Annotated in this window: 6 protein-coding genes and 1 tRNA gene (1 of these 7 only partly in view); 2 read left to right on the forward strand and 5 right to left on the reverse strand. The window is 41.9% G+C overall.

Features of this window, described 5'->3' with window-relative positions:
- On the forward strand, nucleotides 1–12073 hold the 3' end of the coding sequence (locus ACSBFT_RS21385) for a DUF7467 domain-containing protein (protein WP_489602368.1). It extends 22136 nt beyond the left edge of the window; only the last 12073 of its 34209 coding nucleotides appear in the window; its start codon lies beyond the left edge, outside the window; it ends in the stop codon at nucleotides 12071–12073.
- 661 nt (nucleotides 12074–12734) lie between these two features.
- Here the strand turns inward: ACSBFT_RS21385 and ACSBFT_RS21390 are convergent.
- Nucleotides 12735–15179 (reverse strand): M14 family zinc carboxypeptidase, encoded by a 2445-nt coding sequence (locus tag ACSBFT_RS21390; RefSeq protein ID WP_489602369.1) that lies wholly within the window; start codon nucleotides 15177–15179, stop codon nucleotides 12735–12737.
- A gap of 211 nt (nucleotides 15180–15390) precedes the next feature.
- Between ACSBFT_RS21390 and ACSBFT_RS21395 the strand changes: the two genes are divergently transcribed.
- Nucleotides 15391–15462: transfer RNA gene (locus tag ACSBFT_RS21395), tRNA-Glu, on the forward strand.
- A 125-nt stretch (nucleotides 15463–15587) separates the two neighbouring features.
- Here the strand turns inward: ACSBFT_RS21395 and ACSBFT_RS21400 are convergent.
- From ACSBFT_RS21400 to ACSBFT_RS21415, 4 genes are all read right to left on the reverse strand, one after another.
- Complete coding sequence (locus tag ACSBFT_RS21400) at nucleotides 15588–16523, reverse strand: ISAon1 family transposase (RefSeq protein ID WP_489601806.1); 936 nt, start codon at nucleotides 16521–16523, stop codon at nucleotides 15588–15590.
- A gap of 28 nt (nucleotides 16524–16551) precedes the next feature.
- On the reverse strand, nucleotides 16552–16911 hold the full coding sequence (locus ACSBFT_RS21405; protein WP_489601691.1) for an ISAon1 family transposase N-terminal region protein: 360 nt from the start codon (nucleotides 16909–16911) through the stop codon (nucleotides 16552–16554).
- Between the two features lie 551 nt (nucleotides 16912–17462).
- Nucleotides 17463–18767, reverse strand: coding sequence for a TRAP transporter large permease (locus ACSBFT_RS21410; RefSeq protein WP_463048245.1), 1305 nt, complete (start codon nucleotides 18765–18767; stop codon nucleotides 17463–17465).
- Nucleotides 18768–18823: 56 nt separating this feature from the next.
- Complete coding sequence (locus ACSBFT_RS21415; RefSeq protein WP_463048227.1) at nucleotides 18824–19294, reverse strand: TRAP transporter small permease; 471 nt, start codon at nucleotides 19292–19294, stop codon at nucleotides 18824–18826.
- Nucleotides 19295–19314: the final 20 nt, after the last annotated feature.

Genomic DNA, 19314 nt, shown 5'->3' on the forward strand with positions numbered 1-19314 from the left:
ACCTAGTATTACAGTAAATGTAGCCGGAATCTATACGGTATCATGTTCTAATTCTTGTGGTACCGCGGTGGAATCTAAACCAATTGAGATATTTACAGGTGATACCCCAACAGTCCCTGTGATTACAGTTAAGAATGCTGATCTATGTGTTAATAGTTTTGCAACATTAACAGCGACAAATTGTAATGGTGTGGTAGTTTGGAGTAATAATGAGGAAGGAAATATTATTCAAGTAACCACGGCAGGAACTTATACTGCTACTTGTAAAACAATTTGTGGGGTTTCTGATAAATCTAATGAAGTTAAGGTTACAACAGATAACCCACCAACCGCCCCAGATATCAGTACAAACAAGGGTATTTGTTGTGATGGTGAGTATGCTACCTTGAAAGCAACAGGTTGTACAACAGGAACAATAACTTGGAGCAACGGAGCTACAGGCACCGAGATTCAGGTGAACACAGCTGGAGATTATACAGCGACTTGTACGAATAACTGTGGTAGTGCAACGAGTACTAAGAAGATTACGATTCAAACACCACCTAAGCCAACGGTGCCAGTTATAACTTCAACTAAGCTGGAGTTATGTTCAGGAGCATCAGCAGTGCTGAGTGCCACGAATTGTAACGGAGAAGTAAACTGGAGTAATGGAGAAAAAGGAGCGAGTATTACAGTAACTGTAGCAGGAAGCTACACCGCTACTTGTAAGACCTTATGTGGCGAGAGTGTTAAATCTAATGTTATTACAATAACAACAGGAACACCACCAGCTGCCCCAGTGATTACGCCAAACAAGACGGTAGTTTGTGGCACAGAGAAGGCGACCTTGACAGCGACAAGCTGTACAGGAGACTTGAAATGGAGCACGAATGAAACAACAGCAACGATAAGCGTAGGAGCAGGAATTTATACTGCCACTTGTAGCAACAGCTGTGGAGCGTCAGTGAATAGTAACACCGTAACGATAACGACCGGAACACCACCATCAGCCCCAAGTATTACTTCAAATAAGACAGAGGTTTGTGGAACGGATAAAGCGACGTTAACGGCTGCGAATTGTGCAGGAACAGTTACCTGGAGTTCAGGAGCTACTGGAGCAAGTATCCAAGTAGGAGCAGGAACCTACACGGCAACGTGTAGCACCTCTTGTGGAACATCAGATAAGAGTAACACGATTACCATCGGTCAAGGAACTGCACCAACCGCCCCAGATATCAGTACAAACAAGGGTATTTGTTGTGATGGTGAGTATGCTACCTTGAAAGCAACAGGTTGTACAACAGGAACAATAACTTGGAGCAACGGAGCTACAGGCACCGAGATTCAGGTGAACACAGCTGGAGATTATACAGCGACTTGTACGAATAACTGTGGTAGTGCCACAAGTACAAAGAAGATTACGATTCAAACACCACCTAAGCCAACGGTGCCAGTTATAACTTCAACTAAGCTGGAGTTATGTTCAGGAGCATCAGCAGTGTTGAGTGCCACGAATTGTAACGGAGAAGTAAACTGGAGTAATGGCGAAATAGGAGCGAGTATTACAGTAACGGTAGCAGGAAGCTACACCGCTACTTGTAAGACCTTATGTGGCGAGAGTGTTAAATCTAATGTTATTACAATAACAACCGGAACACCACCAGCTGCCCCAGTAATTACGCCAAACAAGACGGTAGTTTGCGGCACAGAGAAGGCGACCTTGACAGCGACAAGCTGTACAGGCGACTTGAAATGGAGCACGAATGAAACAACAGCAACGATAAGTGTAGGAGCAGGAATTTATACTGCCACTTGTAGCAACAGCTGTGGAGCGTCAGTAAATAGTAACACCGTAACGATAACGACCGGAACACCACCATCAGCCCCAAGTATTACTTCTAATAAGACGGAGGTTTGCGGAACGGATAAGGCGACGTTAACGGCTGCGAATTGTGCAGGAACAGTTACCTGGAGTTCAGGAGCTACTGGAGCCAGTATCCAAGTAGGAGCAGGAACCTACACGGCAACGTGTAGCACCTCTTGTGGAACATCAGATAAGAGTAACACGATTACCATTGGTCAAGGAACTGCACCAACCGCCCCAGATATCAGTACAAACAAGGGTATTTGTTGTGATGGTGAGTATGCTACCTTGAAAGCAACAGGTTGTACAACAGGAACAATAACTTGGAGTAACGGAGCTACAGGCACCGAGATTCAGGTGAACACAGCTGGAGATTATACAGCGACTTGTACGAATAACTGTGGTAGTGCCACAAGTACAAAGAAGATTACGATTCAAACACCACCTAAGCCAACGGTGCCAGTTATAACTTCAACTAAGCTGGAGTTATGTTCAGGAGCATCAGCAGTGCTGAGTGCCACGAATTGTAACGGAGAAGTGAACTGGAGTAATGGAGAAAAAGGAGCGAGTATTACAGTAACTGTAGCAGGAAGCTACACCGCTACTTGTAAGACCTTATGTGGCGAGAGTGTTAAATCTAATGTTATTACAATAACAACAGGAACACCACCAGCTGCCCCAGTGATTACGCCAAACAAGACGGTAGTTTGTGGCACAGAGAAGGCGACCTTGACAGCGACAAGCTGTACAGGAGACTTGAAATGGAGCACGAATGAAACAACAGCAACGATAAGCGTAGGAGCAGGAATTTATACTGCCACTTGTAGCAACAGCTGTGGAGCGTCAGTGAATAGTAACACCGTAACGATAACGACCGGAACACCACCATCAGCCCCAAGTATTACTTCAAATAAGACAGAGGTTTGTGGAACGGATAAAGCGACGTTAACGGCTGCGAATTGTGCAGGAACAGTTACCTGGAGTTCAGGAGCTACTGGAGCAAGTATCCAAGTAGGAGCAGGAACCTACACGGCAACGTGTAGCACCTCTTGTGGAACATCAGATAAGAGTAACACGATTACCATCGGTCAAGGAACTGCACCAACCGCCCCAGATATCAGTACAAACAAGGGTATTTGTTGTGATGGTGAGTATGCTACCTTGAAAGCAACAGGTTGTACAACAGGAACAATAACTTGGAGCAACGGAGCTACAGGCACCGAGATTCAGGTGAACACAGCTGGAGATTATACAGCGACTTGTACGAATAACTGTGGTAGTGCAACGAGTACTAAGAAGATTACGATTCAAACACCACCTAAGCCAACGGTGCCAGTTATAACTTCAACTAAGCTGGAGTTATGTTCAGGAGCATCAGCAGTGCTGAGTGCCACGAATTGTAACGGAGAAGTAAACTGGAGTAATGGAGAAAAAGGAGCGAGTATTACAGTAACTGTAGCAGGAAGCTACACCGCTACTTGTAAGACCTTATGTGGCGAGAGTGTTAAATCTAATGTTATTACAATAACAACAGGAACACCACCAGCTGCCCCAGTGATTACGCCAAACAAGACGGTAGTTTGTGGCACAGAGAAGGCGACCTTGACAGCGACAAGCTGTACAGGAGACTTGAAATGGAGCACGAATGAAACAACAGCAACGATAAGCGTAGGAGCAGGAATTTATACTGCCACTTGTAGCAACAGCTGTGGAGCGTCAGTGAATAGTAACACCGTAACGATAACGACCGGAACACCACCATCAGCCCCAAGTATTACTTCAAATAAGACAGAGGTTTGTGGAACGGATAAAGCGACGTTAACGGCTGCGAATTGTGCAGGAACAGTTACCTGGAGTTCAGGAGCTACTGGAGCAAGTATCCAAGTAGGAGCAGGAACCTACACGGCAACGTGTAGCACCTCTTGTGGAACATCAGATAAGAGTAACACGATTACCATCGGTCAAGGAACTGCACCAACCGCCCCAGATATCAGTACAAACAAGGGTATTTGTTGTGATGGTGAGTATGCTACCTTGAAAGCAACAGGTTGTACAACAGGAACAATAACTTGGAGCAACGGAGCTACAGGCACCGAGATTCAGGTGAACACAGCTGGAGATTATACAGCGACTTGTACGAATAACTGTGGTAGTGCCACAAGTACAAAGAAGATTACGATTCAAACACCACCTAAGCCAACGGTGCCAGTTATAACTTCAACTAAGCTGGAGTTATGTTCAGGAGCATCAGCAGTGTTGAGTGCCACGAATTGTAACGGAGAAGTAAACTGGAGTAATGGCGAAATAGGAGCGAGTATTACAGTAACGGTAGCAGGAAGCTACACCGCTACTTGTAAGACCTTATGTGGCGAGAGTGTTAAATCTAATGTTATTACAATAACAACCGGAACACCACCAGCTGCCCCAGTAATTACGCCAAACAAGACGGTAGTTTGCGGCACAGAGAAGGCGACCTTGACAGCGACAAGCTGTACAGGCGACTTGAAATGGAGCACGAACGAAACAACAGCAACGATAAGTGTAGGAGCAGGAACTTATACTGCCACTTGTAGCAACAGCTGTGGAACGTCAGTAAATAGTAACACGGTAACGATAACGACCGGAACACCACCATCAGCCCCAAGTATTACTTCAAATAAGACGGAGGTTTGTGGAACGGATAAGGCGACTTTAACGGCTGCGAATTGTGCAGGAACAGTTACCTGGAGTTCAGGAGCTACTGGAATAAGTATCCAAGTAGGATCAGGTACCTACACGGCAACGTGTAGCACCTCTTGTGGAACATCAGATAAGAGTAACACGATTACCATCGGTCAAGGAGCTGTGCCAAGTGCCCCTGTGATTACACCGAATAAGACGGTAGTTTGCGGAACAGAGAAGGCGACCTTGACAGCGACAAGCTGTACAGGAGACTTGAAATGGAGCACGAATGAAACAACAGCAACGATAAGCGTAGGAGCAGGAACTTATACTGCCACTTGTGGCAACAGCTGTGGAGCGTCAGTAAATAGTAACACCGTAACGATAACGACCGGAACACCACCATCAGCCCCAAGTATTACTTCAAATAAGACAGAGGTTTGTGGAACGGATAAAGCAACGTTAACGGCTGCGAATTGTGCAGGAACAGTTACCTGGAGTTCAGGAGCTACTGGAGCAAGTATCCAAGTAGGGGCAGGAACCTACACGGCAACGTGTAGCACCTCTTGTGGAACATCAGATAAGAGTAACACGATTACCATCGGTCAAGGAGCTGTGCCAAGTGCCCCAGTGATTACACCGAATAAGACGGTAGTTTGTGGCACAGAGAAAGCGACCTTGACAGCGACAAGCTGTACAGGAGACTTGAAATGGAGCACGAATGAAACAACAGCAACGATAAGTGTAGGAGCAGGAACTTATACTGCCACTTGTAGCAACAGCTGTGGAGCGTCAGTAAATAGTAACACCGTAACGATAACGACCGGAACACCACCATCAGCCCCAAGTATTACTTCAAATAAGACAGAGGTTTGTGGAACGGATAAGGCGACGTTAACGGCTGCGAATTGTGCAGGAACAGTTACCTGGAGTTCAGGAGCTACTGGAGCAAGTATCCAAGTAGGAGCAGGAACCTACACGGCAACGTGTAGCACCTCTTGTGGAACATCAGATAAGAGTAACACGATTACCATCGGTCAAGGAGCTGTGCCAAGTGCCCCAGTGATTACACCGAATAAGACGGTAGTTTGTGGCACAGAGAAAGCGACCTTGACAGCGACAAGCTGTACAGGAGACTTGAAATGGAGCACGAATGAAACAACAGCAACGATAAGTGTAGGAGCAGGAACTTATACTGCCACTTGTAGCAACAGCTGTGGAGCGTCAGTAAATAGTAACACCGTAACGATAACGACCGGAACACCACCATCAGCCCCAAGTATTACTTCAAATAAGACAGAGGTTTGTGGAACGGATAAGGCGACGTTAACGGCTGCGAATTGTGCAGGAACAGTTACCTGGAGTTCAGGAGCTACTGGAGCAAGTATCCAAGTAGGAGCAGGAACCTACACGGCAACGTGTAGCACCTCTTGTGGAACATCAGATAAGAGTAACACGATTACCATCGGTCAAGGAGCTGTGCCAAGTGCCCCAGTGATTACACCGAATAAGACGGTAGTTTGTGGCACAGAGAAAGCGACCTTGACAGCGACAAGCTGTACAGGAGACTTGAAATGGAGCACGAATGAAACAACAGCAACGATAAGTGTAGGAGCAGGAACTTATACTGCCACTTGTAGCAACAGCTGTGGAGCGTCAGTAAATAGTAACACCGTAACGATAACGACCGGAACACCACCATCAGCCCCAAGTATTACTTCAAATAAGACAGAGGTTTGTGGAACGGATAAGGCGACGTTAACGGCTGCGAATTGTGCAGGAACAGTTACCTGGAGTTCAGGAGCTACTGGAGCAAGTATCCAAGTAGGAGCAGGAACCTACACGGCAACGTGTAGCACCTCTTGTGGAACATCAGATAAGAGTAACACGATTACCATTGGTCAAGGAGCTGTGCCTAATCCGCCAACGGTATCTTGTACAGAACCGGATCTATGCCCAGGTGAATCTGCTACTTTAACTGCTACTGGTTGTACTGGAACAGTTAAATGGAGTAATGGTCAATCTGGAACTCAAATTGTAGTTTCCACTGCTGGTAGCTACACCGCTACTTGTTCAAATGACTGTGGAGCTAGCGTGGCATCTGCTGCCTTGGTAATAAATGTTTATACCACGGCAACGAAGCCTACCATAACTGCTAGCAAAACATCTATTTGTGGAGCAGAACTGGTTGAATTAACAGCAACAGGTTGTAGTGACGTGATAGAGTGGAGTACTGGAATTAATGGTTCTAAAATCCAAGTAGGAGCAGGTACATACTTTGCAAAATGTAGAAACCTATGTAGTGTATCTGAAAATAGTGAATCAGTAACTATAACTACTGGAGTGTTACCAACGGCACCTACCATCACTTCTTCGAAAACGGAAGTTTGTGGAACAACCAAGGCTACGTTAACAGCAGCGAACTGTTCAGGAGTGATAACTTGGAGTTCAGGAGCTACAGGGGCGAGCATTGAAGTAGGTGCTGGGAAGTATACGGCGACATGTAGCACTTCTTGTGGGACATCGCCTAAGAGCAATGAATTGACCATTGGTCAAGGTGTTGCACCAAATGCACCAGTAATTACATCTTTGAAAACTCAAATATGTGGTGATGAGAAAGTGACCATAACAGCTTCTAATTGTTCAGGGGAATTATTATGGAGTACAGGAGCAACAACGACCACGATATCAGTTGGCAAAGGTTCTTATTGGGCTAAATGTTCTAATTCTTGTGGACAGTCTGTAGGAAGTAATGTGATTGATATCAATAAAGTGAATACGCCTAACACACCTATTGTGACTTCAGACAAAACATCGGTCTGTGGAGATGATAAAGCTAATCTATTAGCGATAGGATGTGATTATAATATTGTATGGAGTAATGGTGCCACAGGAAGTATGATTTCCGTTGGAATAGGAACCTATACAGTGAAGTGTGTAAATGATTGTGGAGCAAGCTCTGATTCTAATCCTATTGTTATAGGAAAAGGAAACACACCTGCTACACCAACTATAGCCTCTAATAAGACACAAGTATGTGGAACAGATAAGGCTACTTTAACAGCCACAAATTGTTCTGGTACTGTGAATTGGAGTAATGCAGCCACAGGGCTTAGCATTCAGGTAGGAGCGGGTACTTATACCGCAACATGTTCAAACGCTTGTGGAGCGTCTGCTGTAAGTAATGAGTTAGTGATAAGCGGTGGCGTAGCACCAACTGCACCAAGCATAACTGCTAATAAAACAGAAGTATGTGGAACAGAGAAAGCTACTTTAACAGCAACTAACTGTACTGGAACTATAACATGGAGCTCAGGAGCTACAGGAATTAGTATTCAAGTAGGGGCCGGAACATATACTGCAACATGTGTGAGCTCTTGTGGAACTTCGGTTAACAGTAATGAAGTAGTTATTAATGGTGGTGTTGTGCCACCAGCTCCTAGTATTACATCTAGCAAGCCTAATGTTTGTGGAACAGAGAAAGCTACTTTAACAGCAACTAACTGTTCTGGAACTATAACATGGAGCTCAGGAGCAACTGGAACTACTATTCAAGTGGGTACAGGAACATACTACGCTACATGTACCAGCTCTTGTGGAACATCAGTACATAGTAATGAAGTAGTGATTGGTTCTGGAATTAAACCTGCTAAGCCAACCGTAACCGCAAGTGGATCGGAAGTTTGTGGAACAGGAAAAGTAACCTTGACTGTCAGCGATTGTTCAGGAACAGTGGTATGGAGTTCAGGAGCTACTGGAGCCAGTTTTCAAGTAGGGGTAGGAACATATACTGCTACTTGTAGTAGTGCTTGTGGAACATCAGATAAGAGTAACGCTGTAGTAATAGTGGTAGGTACAAAAGCAAACCCGCCTACAGTGAAAGCAGATAAGACAGCGTTGTGCGGAACAGATAAGGCGACTTTAACAGCGACAAACTGTTCTGGTGTTATTACTTGGAGTACATTAGAAACGGGTGCTTCTATTCAAGTAGGTGCTGGAACATATTCGGCTACTTGTACCAGTACTTGTGGAATTTCTGATAAGAGCACTGAAATAGTAATAAAAGTAAGTGAAACGCCTGCTGCACCGGTCATTTCTGCTACTAAGCTTGAAATATGTGGAGCAGAAAGCTTAACCATAGCTGGAGTGAATTGCTCAGGTACCATACTGTGGTCAACAGGTGCTACTGGAACATCAATAACTGTAAGTAAGGCTGGCGTTTATTCTGCAATTTGTAAAGGAAGTTGTGGAGATAGTCCTGTAAGCAATAAGGTTGAAATTATTAAAACCAGTGTACCAAACACGCCTATCATCACGACAGACAGAGTGAATGTTTGTGGAGAGGAGAAAGCTTCACTGAAAGGAATTGGTTGTGATTTCAACTATGTATGGAGTAATGGTGCAACTGGTGAGATAATTCAAGTAGGTGCAGGTACTTATACGGTGAAATGTGTGAATAGCTGTGGCGAAAGCGGTTCTTCTGGAGCAATAGTTATAGGAAGCAATGGTAATCCATCACCTCCTAGAATTCTAGCGAACAAAACGAGCCTTTGTCTTCCAGATTCTGCCATGTTAATTGGGGACATTTGTACTGGAACAGTGAAATGGAGTAACGGAGCGGTAGGTGATACTATTTATGTAACTGCTGCTGGGTCATATACTGCCACTTGTACTAATGCTTGTGGAACCAGTATGCCATCTGAAAAAGCAGTTATTACATCAGGAGGAAAACCTTCTGCACCAATACTTTCAACTACCACAAACCAGATCTGTGAGAACGAAAGTGCTATAATCTCTGCATCAGGATGTATGGGAACTATAACTTGGAGCACTGGAGCCACAACAGCATCAATCGTAATTGATTCGGTGGGCACTTATATGGCTACTTGTACCAATACATGTGGTACTAGTGTCAAGTCTGAGGGCGTAGTGATTACTAGAAAAGTGAATGGCTGTGGCACATGTGATGTGAAGAAACCGGTTATTACCGCAAGTACTTTAAATATATGTGAAATAGCAGATGTAACCTTATCGGTTAACAATTGTAACGGTGCCGTGATTTGGTCTTCAGGGCAAACCACAAGCTCTATTGTAGTGAGACCGTTTGCGACCACGAAGTATACAGCCATCTGTAAGGAAGGAAATAACTGTATCAGTGTTCTTTCTGACCCGGTAACTATTACGGTTGGCTCAGCAGAGAAACCTACATTATCTTGTAGCACAGACTTGGTTTGCCCTGGTGAATCAGTGACGCTGAAAGCTTATGGATGTAGTGGTATAGTGACATGGTCGACAGGGGCTACAGGAAACACTATTTCAGTGAGTCTTGAAGAGAGCACTAAGTTTACAGCGTTCTGTTCAAATGGAACTTGTAAGAGCCCGAATGCAGATTCTCTAGAGATTGCTGTAGGCCTACCTAACAAACCATTCATCGCTTGTAAAACAACAACGATTTGTCTTGGTGAGAAGGCTTCAATTACTGGAACGGGTTGTACTGGAACTTTAGTTTGGTCAAATGGCCAGACGGGAGGTGTACTTGAGGTTGTTCCAACAGAAGTGGGTACTTATACATATACTGCCATCTGTAAGTCTAACATTGGAACTTGTCAAAGTGCAAAATCTAATGAAGTTACAATATCAGTAGGTGGTGCCGTAGTTAAACCGGTGGTATTGGCCACAATTGCCAATGTTTGTCCGTTTGAAACGGTAGACTTAAGCAGTGCGATAACGAGCACTCCAACAGGAAAACTTGAGTTCCATACGAGTAACTCGGTGAACTCTCCACTAATTACAAATACGGGTATGGTTTCATCAGGAACTTACTATGTGTTTGAAAGAAGTAACTTGGGATGTTACAGCGTGCCTTCGGCTATCAAAGTAACCATCACAGATTGTGGAGCAGATTCTGTCGTAGTGGATTCTACGCAGTATGTAGATGTGGCTGTTGTGAAAACAGGTTCATCTAGCTCAGTGAACGTTGGAGATAGCGTTACTTATACGGTAAAAGTGAGTAACCTTAGTCAGCATGTTGCTACAGGAGTAGTGGTGAGAGATATCTTGCCAAACGGATTGACATTTGTATCTGCTAGCAGTAATGCCAGCTTTGTAAATGGAATTATCTCGGCCACATTTGATTCAGTGAAAGTTGGTGCAAATGCCACGTTCTCATATGTTTCAAAAGTAACAGCAGCAGGTAAGATTGTAAATAAAGCGGAGTTACTCGAAGTCGACCAGATTGATAATACACTTTCTAATAATATAAGTGAGTTTGTTATCAACAACCCAATAGATGGCAACTTGATAGGTGTATCTAAAGTGGTTGGAGACTTTGTGAATCTTGGAAACAATCAGTTTGAAGTACCATACACCATTTATGTATCTAACATGGGTGGCGGAGCTCTCACAAATGTTCAAGTGACGGATGATCTAGATAGAACATTCGGAAATGGAGCTGTGATAGTTAGTGATACCATCTCGGTAAATACAACAGGTACATTGGTTGCTAATCCTAATTTCACAGGAAAAGTAGGTGGACTTAATCTATTGGTAGACTCGTTAAGTACACTAGCTGTGGGTGGCAGATTTGCAATAGACTTTAAAGTTGTGGTTGATGTTACTGAAGCTAGTACAGACCAGTTCTTTAACACCGCCATCGGATATGCAGGGAAAGATTCTAACAGAGTAAGTGATACGTCTACAAATGGATTATCTGCAGACCCTGACAATGATGGAGACCCAAGAAATAACGATGAGGCTACACCAGTTAAGTTTGATGTGGATAGCTTATCTGCAAATCCTGCAATTGGCGTAAGTCTAAGAGCGGTAGAAGCAATTAAACATAATGATATCAGCTATGATATTACTTATCGTGTCATTGTTAAAAACGTAGGTAATGTAGACTTGAGCAATGTTCAGTTGGTTGACAGTCTGTTATTAACTTTCAGCGATACCTTGGACTTTGAAATAGTGGGTACGCCGGTTATAAATGCCGATGGTCAGCTTCATATAAACAGTAACTTCAACGGTAAAACGGATACGAAGCTTCTGTTAGCTGATAGCAGTAGTATCCTTCAAGTTGGTAAGTCTGATAGTGTGTACTTCACAGTAAGACTATATCATGAAGGCGTAGCAGGGCCGTATAAGAATCAGGTCATAGGAAGTGGTTTAGGTGCAGGCACTATAGTAACGGATAGCTCGAATGATGGAGACTCCCTAGAAGTAGGAAATTCTTCTCCGACAGTAGTTACTTTACCAATTTCATCTGATGTGAATCTGGTATTGCCAGGTGGTTTCTCTCCTAATGACGATGGTGTAAATGATACTTGGAAACTAGATATCCCAACGGGTGTTAAAGTTACCGACCTAGAAGTTTACAATAGATGGGGACACTTAGTATGGAGACCAGAAAACATTGAGACGCTTGAAAAAGTGCTTGAGTGGAATGGTAGGTCTAACCAAGGTATTAGGTTTGATAGTGATGAGTTTGTTCCAGATGGTACTTACTTCTATAACATCAAGACCGATAAGAATACTAAGCCTTTGGTAGGCTATATTACCATCGCGAGATAATATAATAATTGAAACAATAAACCTTGAGTCCGTCAGAGCATTGCTTTGACGGACTTTTTATGTTTAACCCACTTTATGCATTAGGCAATCTCCCGATTTTATCAGGACCGTAACTAAATTGCTTCCAATCGGCAAGCCAAGGGTAACACAAATCAGTCCACTTCGTCAGGCTCAGTGCAGGCGTAAATCCATTTAAACTCAATCACCAGAACCACTGACATTAGCTCAGGGTAAACCGCTATGCTAACCTCGTTTATATGTCTGATTTATCGCACTTTAAAACTCATTACGATTCTCTATGTATAAACTGGGTTTAAGCTTGAACGCTAATGAAGACTTTGACGTGTTTATAATATACCGTTATGAAGGATAGAGTGTCAGTGAGTCAGTTACGTAAGTTGGAAAAATAGTGCTCCTTATGATTGTTGAATTTAGCTTAGTTATGGAGCTGATTTGTTATATCTTGAGTGTACAGAAGAAGTGACACCCAGAGCATGCCGATTTGAAGTTATTAAAAGCCGTTGCAGCTTCAATGGAGTGAGATATAAAATGCTTGGGCGTTAATGATGTAAGGAACAGCTCAAGGTGCTGAGAAACGGTTCATAAAAGAAATGTTATTCGCGTTGACCGCTGTAACATATTCATTGTGGATTCCTATTTCCTATTTAAGTATTTGGTCTACCGATGCCTTAATGGGTTTCGATAGAAATAAGGCATTGCCCATCAGAACTTTCCCATCTTCCATTATTCCTCTGAACAAGGGGTTTATGGCAAATTGATAAATGACTCCATTTCCAAAGTAATAAGAACCTAAAATGAAGGAATTCTCCAGATAATTCATGGCATTTTCTCCTACAAATCCACCTAAATAATTAGAATAATTAATGGAAGAGGCATGATGGGTTTTTGACTTTAGAACATCATAATGAGGAATATCCTCCATTAGAAAGTTTAGGCCATCTTCCAAACCATATTTTAATGGGCTATGATTTGCAATAGCGGTATTGAAAATGGCACCTTGAATTAAATTAGTTGGTTTATATCTGTCCTCTGAATAATTTATCTCTTCCAGGTTTTTGTCATTTAAGGTGCCAATTTTTAGTTTCTCTGTAAGCGTCAAACCACTTTGAATGAGAATAAGTTTACCACCATGAGCTAACCATCTTTTTAGTTTATCATCGTCAAATTCAACCTTCCCAACATCTCCCTTTGAAACAATGATAATGTCAAAATCGTCATAATCTATGCGGTCAAAACTGTTGACAGAAATTTGAGAGAACGGATACGACAGATATTTGTCCAAGTAAAATAAAATGTCTCCGAGTTCTTCTTCTGAAAATCCCTCACCCTGTAAGACACCTATTCTCGGTGTTTTTATCAAAGGGAGCTCACGTTTAATGATATTTCTAACTGTTTTCTTATGGATGGGATTACAATCAAGAGATAGCTGACTTGCGAGTGCTGTGAGTTCTTTAAAACGGCTCTTGTTCTCTTCTTTTATTAAAACTAGGGAAGTGGCTCCATTGAGAGCGTTAAGCCTTATAGAGGCCTTTTTTGTGAGTATTTCTGCCAAGAATTTAACCGCAGCAGGCGAGTTCCATTTGATTTCTAATCCTGAAGTATCCGATGGCGAGGTGGTCCATGAAATTTCAGAGGGTTTTTTATCGGTAATGGCATCAATTCTCTCCGATAATCCATAGCAATTTATGTGGTGAAGGTAGGGTAAAGCCCAGCCACTAATGTCGTAGGTTTTAAAATCCTTCATGGAAGTGTGTGGTTCAAAAAGAACCCTTACCAGGTGGCCTTTGGGTTGATAGGTGGAAACCACGATATCGTTAATACCAATTTCAAAATTTTGAAGTGTCTTATTCTGAAAGTTGAAACCTATTAAAGATTTATTTTCTCTAGAATAAGTATATACAATTCCAAGTTTTTCAAGCAGCTGTGTTAATGATTTGGTCTTCGCAGGGACGTCATTTTTCAGTACAAATTCTTTATAATAGCCATTTCCTTGGCTAAGCGTGTTTAAATGATAGCTTTGAAAGCTGGTCAGAATTTCCCTTCTATTTTTAGCCGCAGATATTTGAAGGGTTTTAGCCGCTTCAAAATGCTTGTCAATTCTGGATTTAAGACTTAAAGTGTCGCCATTTTCCTTGATAAATAGTAATCCTGCTTTATCTCCACCTCCTTGTTCTAGCGTAAGTCCCAGCCCACCGTTAAATGTGGTGTAGGTGTCTCCGTAAGAGGGATAAAGTAAGTCAAATTCTTTTTCTGAGAAATAATCCCACTTTTTTTCCTTGAAAACATGTCCAAGCTCAGCACCAATTTTATTTAAAAGACGCTTTTGGTAGGCCTCTGTAGCCTCGTGTATGGGTTCGGCAGGAGGGGGAAAGAAATAACTTTTCCTAGGCTCCATCTCATGAAAATCTGCGTGGACATGTGGCATCCAAGCATTATAGAGTTTTAATCTTTGTTGACTTTCTTTCTGAACCTGCCATACCCAGTCTCTGTTGAGGTCACTTAAGTAATGATTGAATCTGCCTTCTGGCCAAGGTTGGCTTCTTTCAAAGGCATTTTTATGATATAAACTTTGTTTTAAGTGCACAGCAGAAAACCACTGTACATAATGCTCTCTGCCATCTGGATTTAGGCATGGGTCTATAATGACTATATCTTCCTGTACGATATCGTGAGTGGCGAGGAAGAATAAATAGGCCATGGCCGCTTCAGAGCTCGAGGCTTCGTCTCCATGTATGTTGAAACTGTACCAGGAGATTAAAGTATTTTCGGACGTTTTGGGACCCTCTAACAAGCCAATGTTTTTTAAATGATTAATTCTTCTATTCTCAATTTTTGAAGGCAGTGCGTTTGAAGAATGAAGAATAGCAAACAGATTTCGCCCTTCTTCTGTCTTACCATAATTAAGTTTGATGAATTGTTGAGGTTTAGAGGCCAGTATGTGATCACAGTATCGCTCTAAGTCAGCATGAAAGGTAAATCTACTTCCCAACTCATATCCTAAAAAGGCCGAGGGGGACATCAGATTTTGACCTATTACAGAAGTAAAGGTGCTTAGCCAAAATAGGATGAAATATATTTTTTTCATTTCGAGTGTCCAAAAATACGACAATTGGCTGAAATGGCCGTTTAAGAGGCATTTTGAAAATATTTTTAAAAATAATTGAATTATTTTTACTCAGGACTTGTGTAGTCCAATTCCTTCGTGTACTTTTGCATCTCAATTCGGAAACGAGTTGGACATAATGTCAAAAACAGGTAAGTTTTTACGCTTCTTGCAACGAATTATGGGACCAGTCGGCCCATTCGTCTAGCGGTTAGGACACGGCCCTTTCACGGCTGAAACACGGGTTCGATTCCCGTATGGGTCACAGAAATGTGAGAGATATTAGCCTGATAATCTAAAGATTGTCAGGCTTTTTCTTTTTTTATGGTTTCCCGAATTCGTGATGGGTCCATTTTGGGGGTCAAGAGCAAAATCTGGGGGATGAGTTCTTTATGCATAAATTTGACATAGTCTAAATAGGAAGAATTCAATACTCCTGACACCTCTAAACCTAGATCTAAAAGCTTTGATTTTCGCATTGAAAGATTCTGCTGAAGCATTGGTACTTCTATTATCAAAATAATTAAGAATAGTTCTGTAATGATGCTCAAATGTTCGGGCAATTGAATTAAAGGATTTAAAGCCTGCTTGTCTTACTTCTTCATGCCATTTGGCTAGTCGAGCTAAACCATAAGTTTGGTCAGTGGTTTTGTCATAAATCTCGGCTAGTTTAATACCCAGTCCGAAGGCTTTTTCAATATCTGGATAGCGTTCAAATAATAGAGCAGCTCTTTCGGCTTGCGACTTAGACCAGTTTGCTGGTCGTTTATAAAGTACATATCTACCTCTAGCTAAAAGCTGCTTGAGTGTATCGCCATTACTTAGTATCTCAGGTTTATAAGGAGTTCCCTTTACTTTTGCAAGTTCGATGGCATCACTTTCTTGGTCTATAGCCTCCCAACGATGCTTGATTCGCATTTCTTGCACCGCATCCCAGGCTAATTTTTGTACGTGAAACCTATCGGTAACTCGTTTGGCCCAAGGAAATGATTTTTTGATAGCCAACTCCATATTAGGAGCCATGTCAAGGGTTACTTCTTTGACTTTCTTACGTTTAGGCTCTGGTATTTTACGTAGGGCTTTTATAATATCAGCCGCCTTAGTGCCTGCTATGATGGCAACAATGCTCCCTTTTTTTCCTTTCGCTTCTTTATTGGTCAGAATAGTATAGAGTTCTCCATCCGAAAGGCTAGTTTCATCTATTGACAGATATTCTCCCATATTTTGTGGGTAGATTAGCCATTCTTTGGCTCTTGGCTTTTGCTTCCAGTTTTTGAAGTCGCTTAAATGATTCTTATACTGCCGCTGTAGTTTCTTCCCATTCAATCCGAAGAACTTGCCAACCGTTTCGACATCAATAGCCTGTGTATCTATTGAATTCTTTTAAAAAAGCAGCAAACTCTGTTGTCATTCGAGTTCCCTGAGCTACTATTTCCCAATTCCTTGTTACGTTCTTTCCTGTTTCCAAATCCTTCCATTTACGACGTTTGACATGAAGGAACACTTTGTAATTACGAATCGGAAAGTCTTGGATGGTTATTTCATCATAGAAGCCTTTTGAATGAAGTTTTAGTTCTGATAATTCCTGTGGAATATCCAACTTCTCTTCTAAGTAAATTCGCAGAATTTCAGTCTTTTTATCCTTATCGACCTTTATCAGATTGAAATTATCGACTAACAATTCGGGCAACAATAGCTTTACTAGTTCTTCCAATTTTATAGATGTTAAATTCTGACTTTTGGGAAAACTCGGGTCAAGTGCAAAATCTGGGGGATGAGTTCTTTAAGCATAAATTTGACATAGTCTAAAAAGGAAGAATTCAATACTCCTGACACCTCTAAACCTAGATCTAAAAGCTTTGATCTTAGCACGCTGCGACGCCTCGCTTGAAAGATTCTGCTGAAGCGTTGTTTCTTCTGTTGGACCAAAACCAAAAGTTGGGGGATAGCTGTTAAATTCTGAATTTGGGCATAACTCTAAAAATCAAGATTTGGAAGATTTAGTAAAGTTATTATAGCCAGAAATATGTGAAAATTTCTGGCTACAGACGAAAAATAGCCTTTTAGATGTAGAACTCTATACCATGCTGACCTACAAAGCTGCTAAAGATAAAAAAGAGGCTGTCTCAAAAGTGTGAGACAGCCTCTTTTTACTTGGACTCCTATCTGAGGATATTTTCAAATAAGTAATTCTCACAGCTTACTTTTTACTGATGAGACTTCCTCATCACAGCAGGTACTAAAGCGGCTCATATCATGAAAACCTTACTCAATCAACCCGAAAAACCTTGGCAACCAAAGTGATATAGCAGGAACATACGTGATGATTAAAAGAACGATGGTCATTGCCCCGAGAATCGGCATGAGTTTCTTTATGACTTTGGTCACTGGCACTTTTGCCACGCCACTGCCTACGAATAAAAGTGTACCAACTGGTGGCGTACAAACGCCAATACAAAGATTCAGTACCATCACCATACCGAACTGAACAGGGTGCATGCCCAAGGCCATTACTACTGGTAAAAAGATAGGTGTAAAAATGAGTACAGCGGGTGTCATGTCCATAAAGGTACCTACAACCAGCAACGTAATATTAATAACCAAAAGCACCAAAAAGGGATTCTTTACAGATTCTATGAGAAAGTCGGTAAACATTTGTGGGATGCTCTCAAATGAGAACAACCAGGACATCGCCATAGATGTGCAAATCAAAAACATAACTATGGCAGTTGTTTTGGCACTTTTAAGCAAAATGGATCTAAAATCTTTTAGTTTTAATTCTCGATTTATAAAGCCTAAAATAACGGCATAAACTACGGCAATTGCGGCAGCCTCTGTTGCTGTAAAAATTCCGCCAACTATACCGCCTACAACGATAAAAAGCAGCGAAAGGCTTAGAATAGAGTTTTTGAAGTCAATAAATAATTGTCTCAAACTAACACGTTCACCCATCGGCAGTCCATTGCGTTTACCATATAGGTAAATCATAAGCATAATGGTGGCTCCTACTAATAAACCTGGAATATAACCTGCTATAAATAGTGCTGCTACAGAAGCAGTACCACCACTAGCCAATGCGAAAATAATGAAGACATTGCTTGGCGGAATTAGCAAACCAGTGGTAGAAGAAGTAATATTTACGGCAGCACTAAAGTCTCGTGGATAGCCGTCTTTTGCCATTTTTTCGGTGAGTGTACTGCCAATAGCTGATGCCGCAGCAATGGCCGAACCCGAAATGGCTCCAAAAAGCATTGCAGCAAGTGTATTTACATAGAGCATTCCACCGGGAAGACTTCCAATTAAAGATTTTGCAAAGGCAATTAGTCGGTTGGCAATCCCTCCTCGATTCATCACCTCTCCCGCCAATATAAAAAACGGAATTGCCAGTAAGGCAAAATTATCAATCCCTGTTGTCATGCGTTGGCAAGCCGTAGTTATGGCAGGCATAAACGCAATATTGAGCAGAAGTGTAGATGTTGTCGAAATTCCAATGGAGTACGCCACTGGAACGCCATAAGCCAGTAATCCAAAAAATGTAATAAATAACAAAATAATGCTGATAGTTTCGATACTCATGTTTTTGTTTTTTCAGTTAGCAGTAGGTGATGGACATTAGGTATTGAGTCTTATTCTTTATCTTCTAAAATCCGATGAACACAAAAGAAAATAATAAGTAAGCCGCTGACTGGAACAATGGCATAAACATAACCCAAAGGCACATGTAAAGCTGGGGATGTTTGTCCAAGTTTTAAAGTGATATATACAAGATTACCACCACCAATAACCATAACAACAATGGCAAATAATATCATAAATAATTGAATGTTTTTCTTGCGTGCCACTTGCTTCTTTGGAGGCAATTTGGTGACAAGAAAATCCATGGATAGGTGTCCTTCTTTTTGTCCGTTTATATAAGCTGCACCTAAAATGGCAAGCCAGATCAATGAAAAACGGGCAAATTCTTCAGTAAAAGAGCTCGATTGCCCAATGATATAGCGAGAAGCCACTTGCCAAACCACGTCTATGACAAGCAAACCGAAGATGGCCACAAGCATGTTTTCGATGGATTTACTAAGAAAAGTATATGTTTTTTGCATTTTGAATTATATGTTGATAA

The organism is Arcticibacterium sp. SM2516, from assembly GCF_057914865.1.